Below are 11,290 nucleotides of genomic sequence, written 5' to 3' on the forward strand. Positions count from 1 at the left end.
TAAACCCCTGCTGCAGAAAAAACTGAATTTTTTTACCAGCGGTGTTCAAAACCGTATCAGAGCGTCGACACAGGGCCTTGTAAAGCCTTATAGAGTCGGAAATTTCCCGTTTCCCGGCGCCTATGCCAAACTAACCCGCATATAGACAAGGTGAAAACTCTCTAATGGCCGATTGGCAGTCCCTCGATCCCGAGGCCGCTCGTGAAGCGGAAAAATACGAAAACCCTATTCCCAGCCGCGAACTGATCCTGGGGCACCTCGCCGATCGGGGTTCGCCTGCTGCCCGCGAGCAACTGGTAGAAGAGTTTGGTCTGACCACAGAAGACCAGATCGAGGCCCTGCGCCGCCGCTTGCGCGCCATGGAGCGCGACGCTCAATTGATCTACACCCGCCGTGGCACTTACGCGCCGGTGGACAAGCTCGACCTGATCCTCGGCCGCATCAGCGGTCACCGTGACGGCTTCGGCTTTCTGGTGCCGGACGACGGCAGCGACGACCTGTTCATGAGCCCGGCGCAAATGCGCCTGGTGTTCGATGGTGACCGCGCACTGGCGCGGGTGTCCGGGCTCGACCGTCGTGGTCGCCGCGAAGGCGTGATCGTCGAAGTGGTGTCCCGCGCTCACGAAACCATCGTCGGCCGCTATTTCGAAGAAGGCGGTATCGGTTTCGTCGTTGCCGACAATCCGAAGATCCAGCAGGAAGTGTTGGTGACGCCGGGCCGCAACGCCAACGCGCAGATCGGTCAGTTCGTCGAGGTGAAAATCACCCACTGGCCAACGCCGCGCTTCCAGCCGCAAGGCGATGTGGTCGAAGTGGTCGGCAACTACATGGCGCCGGGCATGGAAATCGATGTTGCCCTGCGCACTTACGACATTCCGCACGTCTGGCCTGAAGCCGTGCTGAAAGAAGCGGCCAAACTGAAGCCGGAAGTCGAAGAGAAGGACAAAGAAAAGCGCATCGACCTGCGTCATCTGCCGTTCGTCACCATCGACGGCGAAGATGCCCGCGACTTCGATGATGCGGTCTACTGCGAAGCCAAGCCGGGCAAGCTGCGTCTGTTCTCCGGCGGCTGGAAGTTGTATGTGGCGATTGCCGACGTTTCCAGCTACGTGAAAATCGGCTCGGCGCTGGACAACGAAGCTCAGGTTCGCGGCAACTCGGTGTACTTCCCCGAGCGCGTGATTCCGATGCTGCCGGAGCAACTGTCCAACGGCTTGTGTTCGCTGAACCCGCAGGTCGATCGTCTGGCCATGGTCTGCGAGATGACCATCTCCAAGTCCGGCGAAATGACCGACTACTGCTTCTACGAAGCGGTGATCCATTCCCACGCCCGTCTGACCTACAACAAGGTCAGCGCGATGCTGGAAACGCCGAAAGCTACCGAGGCGCGCAAATTGCGCGGCGAGTACACCGACGTCGTGCCGCACCTCAAGCAGCTCTACGCGTTGTACAAAGTATTGCTGGCCGCCCGTCATGTGCGTGGCGCGATTGATTTCGAAACCCAGGAAACCCGGATCATCTTCGGCTCCGAGCGCAAGATCGCCGAAATCCGGCCGACCGTGCGCAACGATGCGCACAAGCTGATCGAGGAATGCATGCTGGCGGCCAACGTCGCCACTGCCGAGTTCCTCAAGAAGCACGAAATTCCTGCGCTTTATCGCGTTCACGCCGGTCCGCCGCCAGAGCGTCTGGAAAAGCTGCGCGCCTTTCTGGGTGAGCTCGGCCTGTCCCTGCACAAGGGCAAGGACGGTCCGTCGCCGAAGGATTACCAGGCCCTGCTGGCCAGCATCAAGGATCGTCCGGATTTCCATTTGATCCAGACCGTGATGCTGCGTTCGTTGAGCCAGGCGGTGTACAGCGCCGAAAATGACGGTCACTTCGGCCTGAATTACGAAGCCTATACCCACTTCACCTCGCCGATCCGTCGTTACCCGGACCTGCTCACTCACCGCGCGATCCGCAGCGTGATCCATTCCAAACAGGACACCCCGCACGTTCGTCGTGCCGGTGCGATGACCATTCCGAAGGCGCGCATCTATCCGTACGACGAAGCCGCGCTGGAGCAGCTCGGCGAGCAGTGCTCGATGAGCGAGCGCCGCGCCGACGAAGCGACCCGCGACGTGGTGAACTGGCTCAAGTGCGAGTTCATGAAGGATCGCGTCGGCGAGTCGTTCCCGGGCGTGATCACCGCAGTGACCGGGTTCGGTCTGTTCGTCGAGCTGACCGATATCTACGTCGAAGGCCTGGTGCACGTCACCGCGCTGCCGGGCGATTACTATCACTTCGATCCTGTGCATCACCGTCTTGCGGGCGAGCGCACCGGCCGCAGTTTCCGTCTTGGCGACACCGTTGAAGTGCGGGTCATGCGTGTCGACCTCGACGAGCGCAAGATCGACTTCGAGATGGCGGAAAAAACCATCAGCGCGCCGATCGGTCGCAAGAAACGTGGCGCCGAAACCGCTGCGCCTGCTGCCAAGGCTTCGGAAGAAAAGGCTCCAGCAAAAACCGCCAGCCGTCGTCCGGCCAAGGAAAAGGTTGCCGAAGCCTATCGCCCGAGCGATGCCGTGGCGAAAAACGCCGAGCTGCGCAAAAGCCGTGAATTGAAGAAGGCCTTGCTGGCCGATGCGAAAAACGGTGGTAAAGCGGCGTCCGGGGGAAAGACCGGGCGGTCGGCGCCTGACAGGGCGACCGACGGCAAGCCAGCCAAACCGAGCAAACACCGTAAGGGCCCGCCAAAAGCGGGCTCCGCTCCAGCCAAAAGCGGCGGGGCGCGTAAACCGAAGGCGAAGTCATGAGTCAGTTGGAAAAAATCTACGGCGTTCACGCGGTAGAAGCGTTGCTGCGTCACCATCCCAAACGCGTCAAGCAGATCTGGCTGGCGGAAAGCCGCAACGATCCGCGTGTGCAGACGCTGGTCGAACTGGCCAATGAAAACCGTGTTCAGGTCGGCCAGGCCGAACGTCGCGAAATGGACGCCTGGGTTGAAGGCGTACATCAGGGCGTGGTCGCGGAAGTCAGTCCGAGCCAGGTCTGGGGCGAGGCGATGCTCGACGAGTTGCTCGACCGCACCGAAGGCGCGCCGTTGTTGCTGGTGCTCGACGGCGTGACCGATCCGCACAACCTCGGCGCCTGCCTGCGTTCGGCCGATGCGGCCGGTGCGCTGGCGGTGATCGTGCCGAAAGACAAGTCGGCCACGCTGACCCCGGTCGTGCGTAAAGTGGCTTGCGGCGCGGCGGAAGTGATCCCGCTGGTGGCCGTGACCAACCTGGCGCGTACTCTGGAGAAGCTTCAGCAGCGCGGTCTGTGGGTTGTCGGCACGGCCGGTGAGGCCGAGGTCAGCATTTATGACCAGGACCTGACCGGGCCGACCATCCTGATCATGGGCGCCGAAGGCAAAGGCATGCGTCGCCTGACCCGCGAGCATTGCGACTACCTGGTAAACCTGCCGATGGCCGGCAGCGTCAGCAGCCTCAACGTCTCGGTCGCCACCGGTGTTTGCCTGTTTGAAGCACAGCGTCAACGCGGTGCAAAAGCCAAGGCTGCCGCGAAGAAGTCCTGAGTCGTACACGATTCAAATGTGGGAGCGAGCTTGCTCGCGAAAGCGGAGTGTCAGTCGACGTATTTGTTGGATGACAGACCGCATTCGCGAGCAAGCTCGCTCCCACATTTGTTCAAGGTGTCTGGAAGATCGGTGGTTGTTCAAATATTCACCAATTGCCTTGCACCTCTTCTGTCCCTTCTCTACAATTGCGCCCCTTGCTGTGACGGCAGGCACGCATGTGCCCCGCGCCAGCAAGTCCATAAGTGTCATTCACTCCTTGTCTGACCGTTTTTGAGCGGCAGGCTACAACCCGTAAGGAGCATTCATGCGTCATTACGAAATCATCTTTCTGGTCCACCCGGATCAGAGCGAGCAAGTCGGCGGCATGGTTGAGCGTTACACCAAGCTGATCGAAGAAGACGGCGGCAAAATCCACCGTCTGGAAGACTGGGGCCGTCGTCAACTGGCCTACGCAATCAACAATGTTCACAAGGCTCACTACGTGATGCTGAACGTTGAGTGCACTGGCAAGGCCCTGGCCGAGCTGGAAGACAACTTCCGCTACAACGATGCAGTGATCCGTAACCTGGTCATCCGTCGCGACGAAGCCGTTACCGGCCAGTCCGAGATGCTCAAGGCTGAAGAAAACCGCAGTGAGCGCCGTGAGCGTCGCGACCGTCCTGAGCACGAAGGCGCTGATAGCGCTGATAGTGATGACAGCGACAACAGCGATAACGCTGACGAGTAATCCACGGACCTTATTAAGGAGCCTATCAAATGGCACGTTTCTTCCGTCGTCGTAAATTCTGCCGCTTCACCGCTGAAGACGTGAAAGAGATCGATTACAAAGATCTCAACACTCTGAAAGCTTACGTATCCGAGACCGGCAAAATCGTTCCAAGCCGCATCACCGGTACCAAAGCTCGTTATCAGCGTCAGCTGGCCACCGCTATCAAGCGCGCCCGCTTCCTGGCCCTGCTGGCCTACACCGACAGCCACGGCCGCTGAGACCGGGCAGTCGACAAGTAGCAAAGGATTGAATGCATGCGCGCCTTAGCTGAGTTCATCATGCGAGGCCGAATGCAGGCCACTCTCGTGGTGGCCGGATGTGCAACATTGCCGTTGTTGTATTGGTTGGGTGCTGCCGCCGGGAGCCTTGTGCTGCTGCGGCGCGGATTGACGGACGCCCTTGGCGTTCTGTCGCTGGGACTGCTGCCAGCTTTGATCTGGTGGCTGTATGCCGATGACCCACGGGCACTTCTGGTGCTGCTGGGGTCTTCGGGGCTTGCGTTGGTTTTGCGCGCAAGCGAATCCTGGGTCCGCACGCTGCTGGTCAGCGTAGTGATCGGAGTGGTGTTTTCAGTGGTGCTCGGGGTCGCGTTTGCGGCCCAGATCGAGATGCTTGCACAGGCCCTCATAAAGGTCATGCCAGCGCTCCTCGGTGAGACCTACAAGCAATTGTCGGTCGATGAGCAAGCGCGTTTCGCGTCCCTGATTGCACCGGTCCTGACCGGACTGATTGCGGCCTTGTTGCAGATCGTCAGCGTGCTGAGCCTGATTGTCGGGCGGCATTGGCAGGCGTTGTTGTACAACCCGGGTGGTTTCGGTCGCGAGTTTCGCGCCATCCGCATCCCGTTGGGGCCGGCGATGTTACTGCTGGCGTTGATGCTTCTGGGCCCGAATCTCGGTGCACAGATGGCCATGTTGACGCCGTTGTGCAGTGTACCGCTGGTGTTCGCCGGGCTGGCCCTGATGCACGGGCTGGTCGGGCAGAAGCGACTGGCCGGTTTCTGGCTCGTGGGGTTGTACGTCACGCTGCTGTTGTTCATGCAGCTGATCTATCCGTTGCTCGTGGTTCTGGCCATTGTCGACAGCCTGATTGATTTTCGCGGTCGTCACGTGTCGAAAGACACCGACAGCGCGAACGGTGAAGGTTAAAAGTTAGAGGATTTTCACATGCAACTGATCCTTCTGGAAAAAATCGCCAACCTGGGCAACCTGGGCGACAAAGTAAACGTTAAGGCCGGTTACGGCCGTAACTACCTGCTGCCTTTCGGCAAGGCTACCGCTGCGACCGCTGCCAACCTGGCTGCGTTCGAAGAGCGTCGCGCCGAGCTGGAAAAAGCTGCCGCAGACCGTAAAGCATCGGCTGAAAGCCGTGCTGCCCAACTGGCCGAGCTGGAAGTGACCATCACTGCCACCGCTGGCGACGAAGGCAAGCTGTTCGGTTCGATCGGTACTCACGACATCGCTGACGCACTGACCGCTTCCGGCGTTGAAGTGCAGAAGAGCGAAGTTCGTCTGCCGAACGGCACCATCCGCAACGTGGGTGAATTCGACGTGGCCGTGCACCTGCACGCCGAAGTTGAAGCCACCGTACGCGTTGTCGTGGTAGCAGCTTAAGCAATATCGATCGGCTGGCGGCTTGTCCGTCAGGCGGTTAACATCGGGCACGATCCTGTTTACAGGTCGTGCCCTTTGTCTTTCTGAATTCCCTGCTTTTCACTAATACTCAAGTGGCCATGAACGATATTTCCGCTCCCGAGCAATACGATCTGCAAACCGCTGCCCTGAAGGTGCCGCCGCATTCCATCGAGGCCGAACAGGCCGTACTCGGTGGTCTGATGCTGGACAACAACGCCTGGGAACGCGTGCTCGATCAAGTCTCCGACGGCGATTTCTATCGACATGACCACCGCCTGATCTTCCGCGCGATCGCCAAACTGGCCGATCAGAACTCGCCGATCGACGTCGTGACCCTTGCCGAACAACTGGACAAGGAAGGTCAGACGTCGCAGGTCGGCGGCCTCGGCTATCTTGGCGAACTGGCAAAAAACACGCCGTCCGTCGCCAACATCAAGGCCTATGCGCAGATCGTCCGCCAGCGTGCGACGTTGCGCCAACTGATCGGCATCAGCACCGAGATCGCCGACAGCGCCTTCAACCCGGAAGGCCGCACTGCCGAAGAAATCCTCGACGAAGCCGAACGGCAGATCTTCCAGATCGCCGAAGCGCGGCCGAAGACCGGCGGCCCGGTCGGCGTCAACGAGCTGCTGACCAAGGCCATCGACCGCATCGATACCCTGTTCAACACCGCCGACGCGATCACCGGCCTGTCCACCGGCTACACCGACCTCGACGAGAAAACCAGCGGCTTGCAGCCCTCCGACCTGATCATCGTTGCCGGTCGTCCGTCGATGGGTAAGACCACCTTCGCGATGAACCTGGTGGAAAACGCCGTGCTTCGCAGCGAAAAGGCGGTGCTGGTGTACTCCCTCGAGATGCCAGGCGAATCGCTGATCATGCGTATGCTGTCCTCGCTCGGCCGTATCGATCAGACCAAGGTGCGTTCCGGCCAACTCGAAGACGATGACTGGCCGCGCCTGACTTCGGCGGTCAACCTGCTCAACGATCGCAAACTGTTCATCGATGACACCGCCGGTATCAGCCCGTCCGAGATGCGCGCGCGGACCCGGCGTCTGGTGCGTGAGCACGGCGACGTCGGTCTGATCATGATCGACTACCTGCAACTGATGCAGATCCCCGGTTCCAGTGGTGACAACCGTACCAACGAGATTTCCGAGATCTCCCGATCCTTGAAGGCCTTGGCCAAGGAATTCAACTGTCCGGTGGTCGCCCTGTCGCAGCTCAACCGTTCCCTCGAACAGCGTCCCAACAAGCGCCCGGTTAACTCCGACTTGCGGGAATCCGGTGCGATCGAGCAGGACGCCGACGTGATCATGTTCGTTTATCGCGACGAGGTGTATCACCCGGAAACAGAGCACAAGGGCATCGCCGAAATCATCATCGGCAAGCAGCGTAACGGCCCGATCGGCTTTATTCGCCTGGCGTTCATCGGTAAATACACGCGCTTCGAAAACCTGGCGCCGGGCAGTTACAACTTCGACGACGACGAATAAGTGTTGGCCGAAATCATTCGGCCAACACGTCGTCTTTAGTTGCCTTATGCGTCTTCGCGCGCGGCTTTCTCGACAGTGCCGAGGCTCGCTTGCTCGCCCAGTTCTTGCCGGGTCAGCGCTTCGATCAGTGCGGCTTCCTCGATCGCGAGCGGTGCCTGCAGTGCTCTGGATTGCGCATCGTAATCGTCAAACGACAGGGTGTTGGCGGCATACGACTCGTCGAGAATTGCCTGTCGCTCCTGAAACGGCTGCCGCTGCTTTTCGAATTGAGACTGGTATTTATGGATGACAAATTCCTGCCAGAACTCCCTCGATAACAAAGCCTGAAACTCTTCCGGCGAGTTATCCAGTGCGATGACTTTTTCGTACGCCGCATCCATTTGTGCTTTCGATACATTGACCAGATGCCCGAAACCCATGCGCTCAGGCTGCCCCGGCAGTTGCAAGCGGTCTTTCAGACCGTGGCGATAGAAAAGCCTGATCTCGACTTCCTCAGGCACATGCGGTGCCGCAAGCGACGGCGCACCCTGGCCCTGCCTGGATTCGAGGATTTTCGCCTCTCGCTGTGCAATGTCCGCCGATGCGATCTTGTCCACTTCATGCAAGCGAAACAACGCCTTGGACAGTGCTGTCAGTTGCGGGCCTTGTGCTTGATCGCGAGCCAGGCTACGTGCGTTATGCATCATCATCCGGGTTTCCAGATTGGCGAACGTGAAAGCGGCCCGATCGCAGCAGGCCGCCTCGCCCGAACGTTCGAACAGCTCGCTGCGCAGGCGTTCGGATTCCGGACTGTTTTCGGTAATGCTGTCGATCAGCTTCCAGACCCGTTGCTGAAGGTCGTTATGGCCGGCGGGAACATGCAGCAGGCGGTCAAGGGTATTGAACAGGCCATCCGACCCTGGCAGGTCGCGCAGTGTTTGCCATTGCACTCGTCGGGCTGACAGTTGATCGATCGACATTCCGACAGTCCAGCGAGCCATTGGATTATCTGTGGTCATTCGTGGCACCACAGGCACGTGGCCGTCTGCTGTGTCGATCAGGTTGTTCGGGCCGGTCAGCGGCATCTCTGCTTCTATCAATCGAGCGTTGTAACGGTTCAACCGGGCACGCGTCTCTGGCAACAACGGATTATGAGAGATATCGGTTACGTTGTTGACGCGGGCCGTGTGGGCAAGTCGCTCGTCCGGCGGCGCGATGACGGAATCGGGGATTTCCTCGATCCGGTTGTTGCTCAGATTAACGGTATCCAATAGCGGCTGATCGGCAATGCCCGCAGGAAAGGTGGTGATGCCCGTGTTGGCCAGGCTCATCGAGCGCATGTCGATGATCCGGCTGAAGTCAGGGACGACGGCCAACTGTGGATTGTCATGCAGGCCCAATGCTCGCAGTGTGGTGCGCGCTGACAGAATGCGGGCAGTCTCGTCGGTCAGGACAATCTGGTTTTTCTCCAGGAACAGTCGGGTCAGACCATTCATATCTCCCACGGCCGGGGGCAACTCGCGCAGTTGATTGCGCGAGAGGTCCAGCCAGCGGACGTGGCGGAATCGGGTCAGAAAACCTTCTGGCGAGGTGCTCAGGCCCATACTGCTCAGGTTGAGTGAGCCAACGTGACTGAAGTCCACATCGATATCCGGCAGGCTTTGCAACCTCAGGCCGCTGAGATCCAGTTCAAGGCCGATGGGGGTTCTGTCATTGGCCAGTTTTTGCGGTGTTTCACGTCGCCAGCAACTGATGATCCGTCGACTTGCCGCCGTTCGATCGTGGCGGGTTTCTGCGTTGATCAACAACCGGTTCGCGCGAACATACCGTTGGCGGTTGCCGCCTCCAGAAAAAACCCAGGCGTCCAATTGAGTTTTCAGGGTGCTGAACTCCAGCTCGAGACTCGCCAGTCTTGTGCCGACGGTACCCTTCTCCAGGCTCCAGATATATTCCCTGCACATCTTGATACTTTTGAGCGGATACAAACGCCGGTATCGCTGTGCCCTGGAGTTATCGCTGTCAAATGCCGCGGGATGTGCCGGGTTCATCAGTTCGGGGTGTGCTGCGTGCACGCGTCGCCAGTAACGATCGAATGTTTTCCAGTAGCCGGAAGGAAAGTCATTGCCCTCCAGTAATGTGGCACTGTTGATTTTCGCGGTCGAGGCCAATTGTTCAGGTACCGGGTTGATGAGGGCCTCTGGTATTTCAGTCAAGTGGTTGTTGCGCAAATCAAGGGCCGTCAACGCCGTGTTGCCCAGCAGGCCGGCGGGCCACTGGTCGATCCCCGTGTCATGCAGGTCCAGGCCTGTCAGCTCGGACATCGCACTGAAATCGGGGGATTTTTTCAGTGGGTTCTGGGACAGATTGACGATCTTCAACCGGCTCAACGCACTCAGTTTTGCAGCACTGGATTCATCCAGCTCAAGGCTGTTCGAACTCAGATCCAGGTAAACCAGTTTGTCCATATCACCTATGCAGGCCGGCAATTTGCGAAGACTGGAGTGATTGATGGAGAGCGTTTCCAGTTGGGTGAAATTGGCGAGGAATGTCTCGCCAGCATCCGACCAGTGGACGGCCTGAAGGTCCAGCGTCCGGACATGACTGAAGTCCGCCGTCAGTGCCGGCAATGGTCCACTGCCGGGCGGTATCCTGAGGATTGCGCCCGACTCTTGCAGCCAGCAGGCCTTGATGATTCTGGCCAGACGTCGCGGCGCCCAGACGTTAACGGTGCGACCTTCCACATCTATCGATACGCGGTTGTGATTATCGGCCACATGATTTTCAAGTTGCGATTCAAGCAACTCGAACTCTTGCAGGCGTCGGGTCAGTGCTTCATCACTCAGATGCAGAACATAATCCCTGGCGGCCTGGGTATCCTTGTCCGGGTACATCCTCTGCACCATCGCCAGTTCGGCAATGTCTTCGGCCAGCCTCAGACCCTGCGGGTGAGCGGGGCCGGGCAGTGCCGGATGATCCGTGGCGAGGCGGCGCCAGTACAGTTCCAGGGTTTTCCAATAGCCGGGCGCAAAGTCGTTGCCCTCGATGAGGGTGACGCCGTTGAGTCTGACGGTGGCTTCGAGCTGCGCGGCGGGGGGATCGAGCAGTGTCTGCGGTACTTCCTGCAATCGGTTATTGCGCAAGTCGACGATGTGCAGACCCGTCAGGTTGCGCAATCCTGCAGGCCACTGATCCAGCTGCGTATTACTCAGGTTCAACGCTTTCAAACCGGTCAGTGCGCTGAAGTCGGGCGCGATACTCAGCGGATTGTGCGACAGGTTGATGCTTTCAAGATTGCCGAGTGCAGTAAGTGTCGCTGCGGTTGGTGTGTCCAGCCGAATCCGGTTTGCGCTCAGATCCAGCGTTCGCAGGTCGCCCATCTGCGCCAGGGCTACGGGCAGTCTGTCCAGCGTGGCGCGGGTGATCGTCAATTGCTCCAGGCGCGAGAAGCCGGTGAGAAACGTGTCGGCTGCGGGCGTCCATGTCACAGAGTCCAGGGCCAGGTCGCGGACATGGCTGAAATCAGCCTTCAACGCGGGCAGGGTGCCGCTGCCAGGTGCAAGTCTCAACGATGTGCCGGTCTCGCGGCGAAAGCAGCGTTTGATTTCGAGGGCGACCTGTTCTGCCCGGTCTTTTGCTGCGCCTGGCATCGTGGACGACGCTTTGCGCCAGAGCGTCAGTTGGTCCTTGAGCGTTTTGTATTCTGTTTCGCGTCGACTCAGCCCGCCTTCGATGTCGCTGCCCAGCGAGCGCAGGTATGCGTCAATCTGTTCCTCGCTCATGGAGGGATACAGCCTTTTTGCGCGAGCGTGCGGACTGCGCAGTCGATTGACGATGGCGGCAACCCGGTCTG

The 11,290-nt window shown here is 59.3% G+C and carries 8 protein-coding genes; 7 read left to right on the plus strand and 1 reads right to left on the minus strand.

From position 1 onward, the window contains the following. Positions 1–164 precede the first annotated feature (164 nt). The 7 genes from rnr (at position 165) to dnaB (ending at position 7,461) form a co-directional block, all read left to right on the plus strand. Positions 165–2,795 (plus strand): ribonuclease R, encoded by a 2,631-nt coding sequence (gene rnr / locus J2Y90_RS08645; RefSeq protein ID WP_253498528.1) that lies wholly within the window; start codon positions 165–167, stop codon positions 2,793–2,795. Next, positions 2,792–3,559 (plus strand): 23S rRNA (guanosine(2251)-2'-O)-methyltransferase RlmB, encoded by a 768-nt coding sequence (gene rlmB / locus J2Y90_RS08650; protein WP_252877333.1) that lies wholly within the window; start codon positions 2,792–2,794, stop codon positions 3,557–3,559. Before rnr ends, rlmB begins: the two co-directional genes overlap by 4 nt. A 307-nt stretch (positions 3,560–3,866) precedes the next feature. Further along, on the plus strand, positions 3,867–4,289 hold the full coding sequence (gene rpsF / locus J2Y90_RS08655) for a 30S ribosomal protein S6 (protein WP_038360383.1): 423 nt from the start codon (positions 3,867–3,869) through the stop codon (positions 4,287–4,289). 29 nt (positions 4,290–4,318) lie between these two features. Beyond that, the gene (gene rpsR, locus J2Y90_RS08660) at positions 4,319–4,549 is read left to right on the plus strand and encodes a 30S ribosomal protein S18 (RefSeq protein ID WP_002551829.1); all 231 of its coding nucleotides are present in this window, start codon (positions 4,319–4,321) and stop codon (positions 4,547–4,549) included. A gap of 36 nt (positions 4,550–4,585) precedes the next feature. Continuing rightward, positions 4,586–5,479 (plus strand): hypothetical protein, encoded by an 894-nt coding sequence (locus tag J2Y90_RS08665; protein ID WP_253498531.1) that lies wholly within the window; start codon positions 4,586–4,588, stop codon positions 5,477–5,479. Positions 5,480–5,497: 18 nt separating this feature from the next. Continuing rightward, positions 5,498–5,944, plus strand: coding sequence for a 50S ribosomal protein L9 (rplI, locus tag J2Y90_RS08670; protein ID WP_003221136.1), 447 nt, complete (start codon positions 5,498–5,500; stop codon positions 5,942–5,944). Positions 5,945–6,063: 119 nt separating this feature from the next. Next, the gene (gene dnaB, locus J2Y90_RS08675; protein WP_016771936.1) at positions 6,064–7,461 is read left to right on the plus strand and encodes a replicative DNA helicase; all 1,398 of its coding nucleotides are present in this window, start codon (positions 6,064–6,066) and stop codon (positions 7,459–7,461) included. 44 nt (positions 7,462–7,505) lie between these two features. Here the strand turns inward: dnaB and J2Y90_RS08680 are convergent, their stop codons facing one another. Continuing rightward, a complete protein-coding gene (locus J2Y90_RS08680) occupies positions 7,506–11,219 on the minus strand; it encodes an NEL-type E3 ubiquitin ligase domain-containing protein (RefSeq protein WP_253498533.1) in 3,714 nt (1,237 codons plus the stop codon). Between the last annotated feature and the right edge of the window lie 71 nt (positions 11,220–11,290).

Origin of the sequence: Pseudomonas koreensis (assembly GCF_024169245.1) — a bacterium.
Classification (GTDB): domain Bacteria; phylum Pseudomonadota; class Gammaproteobacteria; order Pseudomonadales; family Pseudomonadaceae; genus Aquipseudomonas; species Aquipseudomonas koreensis_F.

Bases quoted from the DNA above. Each gene is read 5' to 3' on its own strand.
- J2Y90_RS08665 (WP_253498531.1), top strand. From the start codon at position 4,586: ATGCGCGCCTTAGCTGAGTTCATCATGCGAGGCCGAATGCAGGCCACT.
- rpsF (WP_038360383.1), top strand. From the start codon at position 3,867: ATGCGTCATTACGAAATCATCTTTCTGGTCCACCCGGATCAGAGCGAG.
- rpsR (WP_002551829.1), top strand. From the start codon at position 4,319: ATGGCACGTTTCTTCCGTCGTCGTAAATTCTGCCGCTTCACCGCTGAA.
- dnaB (WP_016771936.1), top strand. From the start codon at position 6,064: ATGAACGATATTTCCGCTCCCGAGCAATACGATCTGCAAACCGCTGCC.
- rnr (WP_253498528.1), top strand. From the start codon at position 165: ATGGCCGATTGGCAGTCCCTCGATCCCGAGGCCGCTCGTGAAGCGGAA.
- rlmB (WP_252877333.1), top strand. From the start codon at position 2,792: ATGAGTCAGTTGGAAAAAATCTACGGCGTTCACGCGGTAGAAGCGTTG.
- rplI (WP_003221136.1), top strand. From the start codon at position 5,498: ATGCAACTGATCCTTCTGGAAAAAATCGCCAACCTGGGCAACCTGGGC.
- J2Y90_RS08680 (WP_253498533.1), bottom strand. From the start codon at position 11,219: ATGAGCGAGGAACAGATTGACGCATACCTGCGCTCGCTGGGCAGCGAC.